We start from the raw sequence: 13,884 nt of genomic DNA on the forward strand, positions 1-13,884 counted from the left end.
CGTAACTCAATTGGTTAGAGTCTCTGCCTTCCAAGCAGAATGTTGCGAGTTCGAGTCTCGTCGTCCGCTCTGTACACCGCGTAGCGGTCTGTTGAGTGGACGACGAGACTCATGGGCCCCACCCCCGCGCCGAAGGCGCCAACCGAGGGATCGTCGTCCGCTCTGTATTCACGGCGAAGCCGTCCGCCCAGAGCGGACGCGCCACTCATGGGCCCCACCCGCGCGCCGAAGGCGCCAACCGAGGGATCGTCGTCCGCTCTGTACACCGCGTAGCGGTCTGTTGAGTGAACGACGAGACTCATGGGCCCCACCCGCGCGCCGAAGGCGCCAACGAGGGATCGTCGTCCGCAGGTCACATGACTACGTCGTCCGCTCGACAGCCAGCTCGCCAGACCGCGTAGCGGTCGCATCACCTGACCGCGCTCTCGACCGCGAAGCGGACACCGCGCACCCACAACCTTGTTACCGTGAACGACACAACGCGATCGGGGGATCCAATGGCACACGCACGAGTCAAGGTCATAGGGGCAGCGCTGGGCCTGCTTGTCCCACTCGGTTTGGCGGTCGGCTCACCCGCGTCGGCAGGCACCTGCGGCAGCCCGGTCTGGGACTTCAACCACGACGGCCACACCGACGCCGTCGTCGGCGGCATCGACGCGTCGCAGGTGCTGTTCTCCGACGGCGCAGGCGGTATCGCCACCTCGGAGCTCGGGCTGGCCTTCCCCGGAGCCATCTCGGAGGACTCAATCCTCCCCGAGTCGTTCGCCTCGATCTCACTGTACGAGGCCCCCGGCGATGAGGAGTTCTGCTCCCTGGCCGTCGTGGGAGTCCCGAACGCGACCGTAGACGGGGTCCCCGAGGCAGGGGCCGTGTATGTGTTCCGCGTCAACCCGGGCGGCGACCAGTCGACCGAGACCGGCGATGACGAGCTGTTGTTCACCATCACCCAGGCCAATGACGGTCTCGACCAAACCCAGCCGAAGGCGAATGCGCACTTCGGCGCATCGGTTGCGGCCTTCGACCAGACCGCGCTCGGCGACGGGCCCACGCCCCTGGCGATCGGCGCGCCGGGCGAGACGGTCGACGGTGTCACGAACGCCGGATCCGTGGCGGTGCTCAACCTGACGAAGACGGGCGACGTCGATTCGGCTCGTAGAGCCACCCGAGCACCCGGCAAGGGCGTCACCAAGTCGTCGGCACTTGGCACGTCACTCTCCGCGTCACGCGGCTTGGTTGTCGCCGGTGCACCGGGACGCACCGTCTCCGGAAAGGCCGCTGCCGGATCAGCGCTGCTGATCCCGACCGATTTCGCAAAGTCTGCCAAAGAGGTGACCCAGTCGACCTCCGGTGTGCAGGGCACGGTCGAGACGAGTGACCACTTCGGTCAGTCCGTGGCCGCCACGTGGAACGCGACCCTGAACCGGCACGAGATCGGCATCGGCATCCCGGGCGAGAACGTCGGCACCGTGATCGACGGAGGTCAGGTCACCACTCTGCGCAGTACGAGCGGCCTGAGCCTGACGACGATCAAGTCGTTCACCCAGAACACGAGTGGTGTGCCCGGCTCGGTCGAGAAGGGCGACAAGTTCGGACAGTCCATCGCGGCACTGACACGCGGCACGCAGGCGTCTGCCTGGCTGGTCGGAGTGCCATTCGAGAACGTTGGCTCCGCTGTCGACTCCGGACAGATCCAGACTCTGGGCGAGTCAAAGAACCGCTCGTGGGACGACACAGATGTGTTCGACAACGACTCGCCGAGTGCGCAGCTCCGGTTCGGCACCGAGATCGTCGGCCCCCGCGGGGATCGCGGCCCGATCTGGTTGGCCGACTACCAGCTCGACGACCCCTGGGCAGGATGGAACCTGCCCGACTGGGGCGCTGTGGAACTCATCGAGGAGCACGTCGAGCTGCAGTCTGGGTCCGGGACCGCCATAGGAGGCTGACTCGCTTCCGGATGTGCCCGAAGATGTCGATCACGACGCGGCGACCTATCGGCGCGGGCGCTTGGGACGTGGCGATGAAGAGTCAGTTCCCGCAACCGAAGGCGACAAAGCGCGCGTAAGGATCAGCACCGCACGGTCGTCGTCGCCAGACTCGACCTGGGCAATGATCCGCCGCGGTGCCTGATCGAACCCTGTTGAGACGACCTTGGCCGCGATGGTGCGCAACCACTCGATGCCCGAGGTGAAGTCCTTCGTGCGGCTCTCGACAACACCGTCGGTGTAGAACATCAGCGCATCACCCGCGGAGAGCCCACCTACGGTCTGATGGAACTCCGCGTCTTTCGTGATGCCAAGAGCGGTCCCCCGCGCACCGTCGATGATCCATTCGCGCTGGGCCGCATCCCACCGCAACGCGGGCGGGTGGCCGGCGTTGATGATCGTGTACGCACCTGTATCGAGGTCGATCAGCACGTGCACCGCCGTGGCGAATCCCTCGTCCCAGTCCTGTCGGAGCAAGAAGTCGTTGGCGGCGCTGAACAGCCCCAGCGGCGGCAACGCGCCGATCAGTCCGCCCAGTGCACCGGCGAACTGCAACGACTGCGTTCCGGCCGTCACTCCCTTGCCACACACATCGACCAGGACCATTTCGAGCCGAGACTCGTCGTCCGACAAGTTGGCGACCAGGAAGTCGCCGGCGAACTTCACGCCACCAGCCGTCAACATCGCCGACTGGGCGGTCCACCCTGTCGGCAGCGGGGGTACGACACCCTGCGCCTGGAGTCGATCTCGCAGGTCCACCAGCATCGCCTCGCCCAACGGTCCCGGCAGTCCGCTGCGGCGACGACTCGAGTCGAACAGCACGATCGCAATGATGGTGGCGATCGCGACAAGCGTCCCGATGCGGCCAACAACCAGTCCGGAGCTTGAGATCTCCTTGATTACTGAGGTTGCGATACACATGACCGTAAAGAGCACGAGCGCAAGCAGAGGCCTAAATCGCAGCGCGAGCATGCCGACCAGGATGGGGACGACAAATGATGCGGCGGGCACCGCCGCATAGTTCGTCAGAGATATCAGCGTCATCCCCAAGACCACGCCGATCAGCGCAGCGAGAACGAGGAACTGGCCCTCGTTGGAGCCCGTACGCCAGCGAACTATGCGGTCGTCGAGGTACCTCGCCATGTTCGGCATCGCCCTGCGGAACCTGTTAGCCACCCGGTCGACCTTATCGACGTTGCTGGCACGAGGGACACCAAAAGAGGTTTCTGCTGGCATGAACACGCGTGCACACGGAGGTGCCGCACACGAGGCATGCCTGGCCGTCGCGCCGATAGACATAGACCTCGCCACCATGATCGTCCACACGGGGTTCACGACCCATTGCCTCCGGCTCATGCTCCGGGTCCACCGTGTCGATGCGGCCGGTTTGCACGCCAGTCCGCATCAACGCCGCCAGGTCAGCCCACAGTGCCGCGAACGTGTCGCGGTCGAGCTCATGCCCAGGGAGGTCTGGGTCGATCCGGTGCCGGAACAGCAGCTCGGCGCGATATACATTGCCCACGCCGGACAGCACCCGCTGATCCATGAGCAGAGTCGCAATCGGCGCACGAGACGAGCTGATGCGCTGCCACGCCTGATCAGGATCAGCATCTTCCCGCAGCGGGTCGGGCCCGATCCGATTGATGAGGGCGTCGGCTTCGTCGGGGTCGAGGAGCTCACAAACGGTCGGTCCACGCAGATCGGCGGTCGCAGTCTCCGTGGCCAGGCGCCAGCGCACTTGGCCAACCACCGGCTGATCGGCGGCCGCCAGAACGAACGATCCGTAGATCCCCAGATGAACGTGCACGCGATCGCGCATTCCTGCGAAGTCGATCAGGAGGTGCTTGCCCCAGGTATCAGCCCGCTCGAGAACTCGACCGTCGACACGCGCAGCTCCGACTTCGAACCGTCCCTGCGGGCTGGAGGACGAGACGACGCGACCGCCGAAAGTGACGGTCAGCTCGGAGGCAAGCCTGTGGAGCGTGTGCCCCTCAGGCAAACTGGCCGGTCTCCTCGTACGCCAACAGCAGATCGATACGGCGCTGGTGACGAGCCTCATCGCTCCACGGCGTCGTCAGGAACGACTCGACGATCGCGACTGCCTCGTCGGCCGTGTGCATACGAGCGCCGATCGACACGATCTGCGCATCGTTGTGCTGGCGCGCGAGAGCGGCCGTCTCGACGCTCCACGCGAGTGCCGCGCGAGCACCTTTGACCTTGTTGGCGGCAATCTGCTCACCGTTGCCCGATCCACCGATCACTATGGCCAGCGAACTCCGATCGGCGACGGCGGCAGCAGCGGCGTCAACGCAGAACGGCGGATAGTCGTCTTCTGCGTCGTATTCGTGCGCGCCGTGGTCGACGACGTCGTGGCCGTTGGCGTCGAGCCAGGCGATCAGGTGGGTCTTGAGCTCGAAGCCGGCATGGTCGGCGGCAATGTGAACGCGCATGGATGAAGTGTGTCAGCCCCGAATCGGACGCGTCACCCGTGTCGGCTCAGCTGAAGTCGAGCTCGCCCGTACGAGTGCGCTTGAGCTCGAAGAAGTAGTCGAACCCGGCCAGCTGGCGGGTGCCGTCGAAGATCACGCCGGCGTCAGCGCCGCGAGGAATTTTGGTCAGCACCGGCCCGAAGAACGCCGTGCCGCCGATCGAGATGACGGGAGTTCCGACCTCTTCGCCGACGCGGTCAATGCCGTCCTTGTGCGAAGCACGAACCGCGTCATCGAGTGACGTGTCCTCGGCCGCGTTGGCGAGCTCGAGCGGGAAGCCGATCTCGGCCAGCACCTCTTCGTACAGAGCCTTGTCGAACTCACGACCTTCGTTGTGATGCTTGGTGCCGATCGCGGTGTAGAACGGGCGCAGCGCGTCGGTGCCGAGCTGCTGCTCGATCGCGATCGCGATACGAACCGGGCCCCAGCCGCGCTCGATCATTTCCTTGTACTTCTCCGGCACGTCCTTGTCGGGGTTGAGCACTGACAGGCTCATGACGTGGAACTTCGTCTCGACGTCTCGCACATTCTCGACCTCGAGCATCCAGCGGGACGTGATCCATGCGAACGGACACAGCGGGTCGAACCAGAAGTCGACAGTCTCTGTCGCAGTCGAAGGGGCGGAAGCGGTCAAGGTGTCAGTAGACGTCATACAAGTTTCAACAACTTGTGCAGCGTCAAGGATTCCAGCTGCGGCTATGACGTGGTTCACATCGAGCTAGCCAGGAGACGACAACGGGCTTCCCGCTCGCATCTCCTCAACGAGCAGCTGGGCCACCGCGTCAAGGTCGGAACCGTTGCCACCGACTGCGACCTGTCGTTGGTAAGACGCTCCCCCACGGACGATCTCGTCAATTCCGGCGAGCTCATCCATGCACTTGAGCTTGTCGGCGACCGGTTCGAGTCGCTTCAACAGCTTCGCCAGATCGGTGGTGACAAGCTCTTCCTCAGCGTTCTTGTCGAGAATCAGGATCGCGTCCATGCCATAGCGCGCTGACCGCCATTTGTTCTCCTGCGCGAACCACGGCGGCACGGTCGGCAGCTCGCGCCCGGCATCCAGCTCGCTCGAGAAGTACTCGACCAGGCAGTGGGTGAGTGCCGAGATGCTCATGAGCTCCGACATCGTCGGTATGCCGTCGCAGATGCGCACCTCGAGGGTGCCGAACTTGGGTGAAGGGCGAAGATCCCAGCGGATCTCATCGAATACGTCGATGACACCTGTCTTGAGCATGTCGGCGACATACCCCTCAAGCTGGCCCCAGTTCTCGAACTGGAAGGGAAGTCCCGCAGTGGGCAGCTGCTGGAACATCAGTGCTCGGTTGGACGCGTATCCCGTCGCCTTGCCGCCCCAGAACGGCGAGGACGCACTGAGTGCCTGAAGGTGCCCGTAGTACGTGAGCATCGCCCGGCTGATCGGCAGCACCTTGTCACGGTCCTCGATGCCTACGTGCACATGGACGCCGTAGATCAGCATCTGCCGGCCCCACCACTGCGTACGGTCGATCAGCGTCGCGTAACGCGCCTTGTCGGTCACCTTCTGGTGATCCCAGGCCGCGAACGGATGCGTTCCGGCGCACATCAGCTCAACCCGCAGCGGATCCGTGACGACCCGGATCTCGTCAATCGCCCGCTGGAGATCAGCTCCCGCTCCGGCGACGGTGTGACAGACACCGGACACGATCTCGACGGTGTTGAGCAGCAGCTCCTGGCGGATGTGCGGGTGCTCACCGCCGCCTGGGGGTGCCACCGCATCGAGCACTGTCTGCGCAACCTGGCGCAGGTCGCCCGAATCGGTGTCGACGAGGGCAAGCTCCCACTCAATGCCGATCGTCGACCGCTCGGACTCCGCGAACGGTATGTGCATGACCTCATCCTGCCCGAGAACGGTGTCCTGCCCGACTCATCTCGTGAACGGGCGCGTGAAAGCATGGCGACATGCCTGGAACTAACCTCACCCGCGAAGAAGCCAGCGAGCGCGCAGCGATCATCTCCACAGAGACCTACGATGTCGCGCTCGACCTCACCCTCGACTCCGAAACCCGCTTCGGATCGACCACGACGATCACGTTCGGGGCGACCCCCGGAGCGTCTACCTTCGTCGACCTGGTCGACGGAGAGATCACCTCGATCACCCTGAACGGCGCCGATGTCGACGTGTCTGCGTATGCCGACAGCCGCATCGCGCTGACCGGACTTGCCGAGAAAAATGAGCTCCGAGTCGAGGCCACCTGCGCCTACTCCCGCTCCGGCGAGGGCCTTCACCGCTTCGTCGATCCGGTCGATGGCCGCGTCTACCTCTATACACAGTTCGAGGTGCCCGATGCCCGGCGCGTGTTCACCACGTTCGAGCAGCCCAACCTGAAGGCAACCTTCGAGTTCCACGTCACTGCACCATCCGGCTGGGAAGTGGTCTCCAACTCCCCCACCCCCGACCCCGAGCCGGCTGCAGAAGGCACCAGTACGTGGCATTTCGCGCCGACCAAGCGCATGTCCACCTACATCACCGCGCTCATCGCCGGCGAGTATCACCAGGTCACCGACACCTACAAAGGTGCGTACGACGAGATCCCGCTCGGCGTGTTCTGCCGCCAGTCGCTCGTCGAGCACCTCGACGCCGATGACATCTTCCTGATCACCAAGCAGGGTTTCGAGTTCTTCGAGGGCGCCTTCGAGATGGGCTACCCGTTCGGCAAGTACGACCAGCTGTTCGTACCCGAATACAACATGGGCGCGATGGAGAACGCCGGCGCCGTGACGTTCCGCGACGAGATGATCTTCCGCAGCCGCCAGACCGTCGCCGCGTACGAACAGCGCGCCAACACGATCCTTCACGAGATGGCGCACATGTGGTTCGGCGACCTCGTGACGATGAACTGGTGGGACGACCTGTGGCTCAACGAGTCGTTCGCGGAGTTCGCGGCATCGCACTCGGCAACCAACGCGACACGCTTCACCGACTCGTGGACGAGCTTCACCAACGCTCGCAAGAACTGGGCCTACCGCCAGGACCAGCTGCCCTCAACTCACCCGATCGCGGCCGACAACTATGACCTGCACGCCGTGGAGGCCAACTTCGACGGCATCACGTACGCCAAGGGCGCCTCGGCACTCAAGCAGCTCGTGGCCTGGGTCGGCGAGAAGGACTTCTTCGCCGGACTCCGCGCCTACTTCACCAAGCACGCATACGGAAACACCGAGCTCTCAGACCTGCTGAGCGAGCTCGAGACCGCCTCCGGACGTGAGCTCGGCGACTGGTCCAAGGAATGGCTGCAGACGTCGGGCGTCAACACGCTCAAGGCGGTGTTCGAGACCACGGCGCCTGATGAGAGTGGCTCAGGCATCTTCACGTCCTTCAACATCGAGCAGACGGCGATCGAGGCCTACCCGACGCTCCGACGTCACCGCATCGCCATCGGCCTCTACAACCAGGTCGAGGGTCGACTCGTACGCACCGAGCGCTTCGAGACCGACATCCGAGGGGCGTCGACCCCGATTGCCGAGCTGCTGGACCACGCTCAGCCCGACCTGATCCTGCTCAACGACGACGACTTGACGTACGCCAAGATCCGGCTCGACGACCGCTCGTTCGACACCCTGCTCGAGAGCATTGCGACATTCGACGAGTCACTCCCCCGCGCGCTCTGCTGGGGATCCGCGTGGGACATGACTCGCGATGCCGAGCTGCCCGCGTCCGACTTCGTGGCGCTGGTGCTCGCCGGCGTCGGCTCCGAGACGGACCTGACTGCTGTCTCGGCGCTGCTGCGCCAGGCTCAGACGGCAGTCAACATCTACACGGCCGACAACGCACGACAGGAGCTCGCTGAGAAGTGGGAGTCGGGCCTGCGAGCTCTGGTCGACGAAGCCGAAGCGGGCAGCGACCACCAGCTCGCCTTGGTGCGCGCCTACGCCAACGCGGCTTCTGGTCCCGTACGACTCCGCGAGCTCCTCGACGGTGGACTCAAGGGACTTGCGGTCGATACTGACCTGCGCTGGACGCTGCTCACGGCCCTCGCCCGTCTTGGTGAGGCCAACGAGGCAGAGATCGTCGCCGAGCTCGAGCGTGACAACTCGATCTCGGGTCAGGAGCACGCTGCGTCGGCTCGTGCGATCCAGCCGCTGGCCGACGCCAAGGCTGCTGCCTGGGACGCCGTCGTCAGTGGGGACGTGCCCAACGAGACACGTCGTTCGATCGCCTACTCGTTCCAGGTCTCCGGCCAGGGTGAGCTGCTTGAACCGTACGTTGACCGCTACCTCACGATGGCCGAGACCGTGCTCGAGGAGAAGGGTGTATGGATGGCGAAGGTGGCGCTGATCCCGCTCTTCCCGTTGGCCAATCCGTCGCAGGCGACGCTCGACAAGGTCGATGCGTGGCTCAAGGACACCAAGGCCGGTGCGGCGACAGTGCGCTACGTGTCAGAGGGTCGCGATGACCTCGCCCGTGCGCTCCGCGCGCAAAAGGTGACGGTCTAGTCGTCTTCGCCACCCTCGGCGGCGCGTGAGGGGCGCCAGCTGGTGATGAGGAGGAACGCGGCACCGAGCAGACCGGCGCCGGCAGCGATGAGACCCACGGCGATTCCGTGCAGCTCGATGTCAAAGGCGTGATCCAGCGAGATCTCGCCGGCACCGAGCACAGCCAAGGCTGTGAGAGCGAAGGCAACCGTGCCGACGTACTCATAGCCCTCGCCGGGGTTGAAGATGAAGAAGCCGTTCTTGCGGTGCACTGTCACGAACGCGACCGTCATGGTCGCGACCCCAGCCGCCGCCGCGAACGGGACGAACAGGCCGAGCAGCAAGAGGATGCCGCAGGCGACCTCCATGTACGCGCTCATCGCGGCGTGCACCTTGGCCGGGCGCAAGCCGATGCTCTCGAACCAGCTCGCAGTTCCGGCGAGGCCACCAGAACCCCAGCCATGGTTGCGGCCGTGCATCAGCAGGACGACGCCCAGCGCGATGCGCAGGATCAATGAAGCCAGATCTGCGCTCGTCATGATCAGTGGTGCGCGCTGGTCTCGAGCTCAGTGCCCGGTTCGGGCTTGAAGTTGTTGCGCGCGGTCAGCAGACCGAAGATCGAGATGACGATGAACAGACCGACTGTGCCGCCACCAAACCGGATCAGGGTGTCGAGGACACTGCGGCTCTCACCATCGGGCCAGGCGGCGCTGTTGGGCTCATCGGCGATGGCGGATGCGGCTCCGATCGCGACAAACGTCGCGGTGGCGAGCAGCAAACCGAAGACACGGGTAGGAGTCGTCATAACGCAATCGTAGCCACCCGTACGCTGGAGGAATGCCGCACCTCGACGTCAACTGGGACATTCCCCGGGACACCGCCATCGACTGGTTCGTGGCCACCCCGGGCACGATCATCCTGATCATTGTTGTCGGGCTTCTTTTCCGCTGGTTCGTCAACCGCGCAATCGACAGGATCGTCGCTCGTGCCAGCAAAGGCAGCCTGCCCAGCCTCATCGCCAACTCCAAAGCTGGCGACTTCCTGTCTGACCTGCGTCCCGGCAACCACGAGCGTCGTAAGCAGCGCGCCGAGACGATGGGGTCACTGCTCAAGAGCATCGCTTCAGGCCTGATCCTGGGCGTTGTCATTGTCATGGTGCTGGGAAAGCTCGGCGCTCCGATCGCGCCGATCCTCGCGAGCGCCGGCATCATCGGCGTCGCGTTCGGCTTCGGCGCGCAGAACCTCGTCAAGGACTTCTTGTCCGGGATCTTCATGATTCTCGAGGACCAGTACGGCGTCGGCGACGTCGTGGACCTCGGCGAGGCCACCGGAGTTGTCGAGGCAGTCGGCCTGCGCGTGACTCGCCTCCGCGATGTCAACGGGACCGTCTGGTACGTCCGCAACGGCGAGATTCTCCGCGTCGGCAACCAGAGCCAGAACTGGGCCCGCACCGTCCTCGACATCACCGTCGGCTACGAAGCAGACCTCGACCAAGTGCAGACGATCCTGCAAGAGGAAGCCACGGCGATGTTCGAGGATCCTCAGTTCCGCGACGTCATCATCGAGGCTCCTGAGGTGTGGGGCGTCGAGCGTTTCGACAAGGATGGCGCCGTCGTACGCGTCGTCCTCAAGACCGCGCCGCTCGAGCAATGGCAGGTGGCGCGTGCGATGCGCCAGCGCATCAAGCATCGCTTCGATGCCGCCAACATTCGCATCCCGACGTCGTTCCAGACCTCGATGGGACCGGATGCATGACGACCGAACAGACGTTTTACGAGGCCATCGGTGGCCACGACACGATCAAGCTGATCGTCGACACGTTCTACGACGGCGTCGAGACCGACGAGGTGCTGCGTCCGCTCTACCCCGAGGAGGACCTCGGACCTGCCAACGAGCGGTTCCGGATGTTCCTTGAGCAGTACTGGGGCGGACCGACGACCTACTCAGACCAGCGAGGCCACCCGCGCCTGCGCATGCGCCACGCCCCGTTCGAGGTCACGATCGAGGCACGCGACCGCTGGCTAATCCACTTCCGCGCCGGCCTCGACAAGGCGGCCCTGCCGCCCGAGCTCGACCAGCAATTCTGGGACTATGTCCAGCACGCGGCCCAGTTCATGGTCAACTCCGCACGCTGACGAGCGGTCAAATACCGACGTGACGGCGGAGTTGGGCCATGAACAAACAGCACAGCATGGTCAGGTCCGCGCTCTGAGCGAAGCGAAGCGGACATGGTCAACTCGGCGCGCTAACGCACGTTCACTCGCAATGCGACGGCCGAATTGGGCCATGAACAATCAGCCCAGAATGGTCAGGACTGCGTCCTGAGCGAAGCGAAGCAGTCATGGTCAACTCGGCGCGCTGACGAGCGGTCATGGTCAACTCCGCACGCTGACCCAACAGCACTCGCGCTAGTTGTTGGGGATGAACTCCGAGAGGAGCTTCTTCTCGTGGTCTTCCAGCTTGCGTGATGTCTGCGCTGTCATGTCGAACCCGACCAGCACCGATCGCGCGTGCGCGTACAAGCGACCCTCCTCAGCGATCTCGGCCTCGATGTGGATCGAGGAGTCGCCGATACGGCTGATCCACGAGGTCACCGGGTAGGGCTCACGCCGCCACGGAATCGGCTCACCGAATGTGATGTCGACGTGTCCGACCACGAACCGGCTCGCCCCAGAACCATCGGTGCGCAGGGACGAGAAAAGGATGATTCGGGCTTCCTGGAAGAACTCAAACGCCTTGGTCAACGACGCGAATCCGGTGGCGTCGACGTCACTGCGACGCAGGCGCAGAGGAAACGGCTCAAACGTCGCCTGGCCTCGCTCGACATCGACGGGAGGTCCGAACACCGTGGTGACCCGCGCAAACACTGTCTCCGTGTCGCCGCTGGTGATCTCCTGAACGAGCGCGTCACCGTCACGCGTTGACGCCACGCATACGGGACGCTTGCTCAGCAGCAGCGGGCGGAGGAAGTCGACCGCGATGCGCTGCACGCGTTCGTCGGCGCCGACTATGCCGTCCTCGACCAAGATGGTGCGGCTCTCAGCCGCGTAGTCGAGATAGACGACGTTGTTGACGTGGTTGAGCGAGTCGAGGTCTGCCCAGCGCATCGGCAGCTCGTAGACGTGTTGATTGGCCACCCGCCGATGATGGCAGACGCCGAGTTAAGCGCTGGCGGTCTCGTCGATCTCGATCAGCGGGTCGCCCTCTTGGACGATCTGTCCGACCTCGACGAGGATCTTGCTCACGAAGCCTGAAGCCTCGGCGTACACCGGGATCTCCATCTTCATCGTCTCGAGGATCACCAGAACGTCCCCGGCGCCGACCTGATCGCCTTCGCGCGCGACGATCTTCCACACGTTGCCGACGATCTCGGCCCGTGCAGCAAACATCAGGCGGTGCCGGCGGTGAGCATGCGAAGCGCCGCAGTCATGCGGTCGCGTGTCTCCTCGGGATGGATCACGTCATCGACGATACCGGCCTCGGCGGCCAAATAGGGGCGAGCGACTTCCTCGCGATAAACCGCAGCCAGCTCGTCGCGCAGGACGGTCGGCTCTTCGGCCTCCTTCAGCGCGCGACGGTGCAGCAGCGCAACAGCGCCACCGGGACCCATCACGGCAATCTCGGACTGAGCCCAGGCCCAGTTCACGTCGGCGCCGAGCGACGCAGCACCCATCGCGATGTACGCGCCGCCGTACGCCTTGCGGACGACGACGGTGAGCTTGGGCGAGGTCGTGTCGACGTACGCCTTGAGAAGCTTGGCGCCATGCGTGATGATGCCGCGTCCCTCTTCGACGGTGCCGGGGATGAAGCCGGGAACGTCGACGAAGGTGAGGACAGGAAGGTCGAAGCGACCGCAGAAGTCGACGAACCGGGCGGCCTTGACGGCTGCCTTGGAATCGAGGATGCCGCCGCGGGCGTTGGGCTGGTTGGCCAGCACGCCGACGGCATGGCCGTCGAGGCGGGCGAACAGCGTCAGGATGCTGGGCGCGTGGGTCGGCATGAGCTCGAGGCGTGCGCCATTGTCGAGCACTCCGTCCAGGACTGCGTTCATGTCGAACACGACGCTGGACTTCTCGGGCACGATGCCAGGCAGGCGCTCGACCGCACCGGGGTTGGCCGGAACGGGGCTGTGGCGCTTCTGCGCTCCGCCCTTGTGGGTCGGCAGGAACGACAGCAGCAGGCGTGTCGCGTCGAACGCCTCTTCTTCGCTCTCGACCTCGAGGTGGGCGACACCGCTGACGCGGGTGTGAAGGTCAGATCCGCCGATGTCCTCAGCCGTGGCGTCCTCGCCTGTTGCCGCCTTGACGATGTCCGGGCCGGTCAGGAACATCTGTCCCTGCTCCTTGACCATGATCGTCCAGTCGGTCAGGGCCGGTGAGTATGCGGCTGCTCCGGCGCACGGGCCGAGGATCAGCGAGATCTGCGGGATGCGATTCTGCGCCTCGACGTTGAGCGCGAAGATGCCGCCACAACCGTGCAGCGCGAAGATGCCGTCGTGGATGCGAGCTCCACCCGAGTCGTTGATGTAGACGATCGGGTAGCCCTTCTCGATCGCGAAACGCTGGGCCTTCTGGATGCTCTCGGCCATGACAGCGCCGATCGCACCTGAGGCCACCGCTGCGTCGTGCGAGACGACGACGAGCGGGTGACCATCGGTCGTACCCCAGCCGGCGATGACGCCGCTGCCCTGACCGGCGCCGGCAGAGCGCAACGGCGTCATGGACACAAAGGAACCGTCGTCGACAAGCATCTCGGCACGCTGAAGTGCCGTGTAGACCCGCTTGCCCTTGGGCTCGACGTGGGCGAACCGATCTGCGCGACGCTGCGTAAGCATCGAGCGGTGACCTTGCCCGTCAACGAGCTCTGCGTCAGGCGCTGAGAGCACCGGAGGTGTTTCACGTTGCGACACGACGACTCCTAAAACATGAGGTTTTCCTCAACTATACACAAACATGAGGAAAACC

General features: G+C 64.5%; 14 protein-coding genes. 4 read left to right on the forward strand and 10 right to left on the reverse strand.

All coding sequences use genetic code 11. The features are described from left to right. The first annotated feature begins 497 nt into the window (after nucleotides 1-497). Nucleotides 498-1,943 (forward strand): hypothetical protein, encoded by a 1,446-nt coding sequence (locus V6M39_RS13765; protein ID WP_332644386.1) that lies wholly within the window; start codon nucleotides 498-500, stop codon nucleotides 1,941-1,943. A gap of 45 nt (nucleotides 1,944-1,988) precedes the next feature. Here V6M39_RS13765 and V6M39_RS13770 read toward each other — a convergent pair whose 3' ends face one another. The 5 genes from V6M39_RS13770 to V6M39_RS13790 all read right to left on the reverse strand — a co-directional run bounded on the left by V6M39_RS13770 (nucleotide 1,989) and on the right by V6M39_RS13790 (nucleotide 6,335). After that, on the reverse strand, nucleotides 1,989-3,125 hold the full coding sequence (locus V6M39_RS13770; RefSeq protein ID WP_332644387.1) for a PP2C family protein-serine/threonine phosphatase: 1,137 nt from the start codon (nucleotides 3,123-3,125) through the stop codon (nucleotides 1,989-1,991). A gap of 43 nt (nucleotides 3,126-3,168) precedes the next feature. Then, entirely contained in the window at nucleotides 3,169-3,981 is an 813-nt protein-coding gene (locus tag V6M39_RS13775) for an Fpg/Nei family DNA glycosylase (RefSeq protein WP_332644388.1), read from the reverse strand. Then, nucleotides 3,974-4,432, reverse strand: coding sequence for a ribose-5-phosphate isomerase (locus V6M39_RS13780; protein WP_332644389.1), 459 nt, complete (start codon nucleotides 4,430-4,432; stop codon nucleotides 3,974-3,976). The genes V6M39_RS13775 and V6M39_RS13780 overlap by 8 nt, the downstream gene beginning before the upstream one ends. Nucleotides 4,433-4,478: 46 nt before the next feature. Further along, complete coding sequence (locus V6M39_RS13785; RefSeq protein WP_332644390.1) at nucleotides 4,479-5,105, reverse strand: mycothiol-dependent nitroreductase Rv2466c family protein; 627 nt, start codon at nucleotides 5,103-5,105, stop codon at nucleotides 4,479-4,481. A gap of 84 nt (nucleotides 5,106-5,189) precedes the next feature. Then, complete coding sequence (locus tag V6M39_RS13790; RefSeq protein ID WP_332644391.1) at nucleotides 5,190-6,335, reverse strand: glutamate--cysteine ligase; 1,146 nt, start codon at nucleotides 6,333-6,335, stop codon at nucleotides 5,190-5,192. Nucleotides 6,336-6,406: 71 nt separating this feature from the next. Between V6M39_RS13790 and pepN the strand changes: the two genes are divergently transcribed. After that, nucleotides 6,407-8,941 carry an aminopeptidase N gene (pepN, locus tag V6M39_RS13795; RefSeq protein ID WP_332644392.1) on the forward strand — a complete coding sequence of 845 codons (2,535 nt, stop codon included), beginning with the start codon at nucleotides 6,407-6,409 and terminating at the stop codon, nucleotides 8,939-8,941. Here the strand turns inward: pepN and V6M39_RS13800 are convergent. Beyond that, a complete protein-coding gene (locus tag V6M39_RS13800; RefSeq protein WP_332644393.1) occupies nucleotides 8,938-9,459 on the reverse strand; it encodes a DoxX family protein in 522 nt (173 codons plus the stop codon). The two genes, pepN and V6M39_RS13800, sit on opposite strands and share 4 nt — an antisense overlap. 2 nt (nucleotides 9,460-9,461) lie before the next feature. Beyond that, entirely contained in the window at nucleotides 9,462-9,725 is a 264-nt protein-coding gene (locus V6M39_RS13805) for a hypothetical protein (RefSeq protein ID WP_332644394.1), read from the reverse strand. A 32-nt stretch (nucleotides 9,726-9,757) separates the two neighbouring features. Here V6M39_RS13805 and V6M39_RS13810 point away from each other — a divergent pair, with 32 nt between their 5' ends. Further along, nucleotides 9,758-10,675, forward strand: a complete 918-nt coding sequence (locus tag V6M39_RS13810; protein ID WP_332644395.1) for a mechanosensitive ion channel family protein — start codon at nucleotides 9,758-9,760, stop codon at nucleotides 10,673-10,675. After that, a complete protein-coding gene (locus V6M39_RS13815; protein WP_332644396.1) occupies nucleotides 10,672-11,055 on the forward strand; it encodes a globin in 384 nt (127 codons plus the stop codon). The genes V6M39_RS13810 and V6M39_RS13815 overlap by 4 nt, the downstream gene beginning before the upstream one ends. A gap of 273 nt (nucleotides 11,056-11,328) precedes the next feature. Here the strand turns inward: V6M39_RS13815 and V6M39_RS13820 are convergent, their stop codons facing one another. Genes V6M39_RS13820 through V6M39_RS13830 form a run of 3 tightly spaced genes read right to left on the reverse strand, consistent with a single transcriptional unit; the run spans nucleotide 11,329 to nucleotide 13,829 of the window. After that, on the reverse strand, nucleotides 11,329-12,057 hold the full coding sequence (locus tag V6M39_RS13820) for a thioesterase family protein (RefSeq protein ID WP_332644397.1): 729 nt from the start codon (nucleotides 12,055-12,057) through the stop codon (nucleotides 11,329-11,331). A 24-nt stretch (nucleotides 12,058-12,081) separates the two neighbouring features. Further along, the gene (locus V6M39_RS13825) at nucleotides 12,082-12,309 is read right to left on the reverse strand and encodes a biotin/lipoyl-binding carrier protein (RefSeq protein ID WP_332644398.1); all 228 of its coding nucleotides are present in this window, start codon (nucleotides 12,307-12,309) and stop codon (nucleotides 12,082-12,084) included. After that, nucleotides 12,309-13,829 (reverse strand): acyl-CoA carboxylase subunit beta, encoded by a 1,521-nt coding sequence (locus V6M39_RS13830; RefSeq protein WP_332644399.1) that lies wholly within the window; start codon nucleotides 13,827-13,829, stop codon nucleotides 12,309-12,311. Before V6M39_RS13830 ends, V6M39_RS13825 begins: the two co-directional genes overlap by 1 nt. Nucleotides 13,830-13,884 lie beyond the last annotated feature (55 nt).

This window comes from Aeromicrobium sp., from assembly GCF_036675695.1.
In the GTDB taxonomy this organism is placed as follows: Bacteria; Actinomycetota; Actinomycetes; order Propionibacteriales; family Nocardioidaceae; genus Aeromicrobium.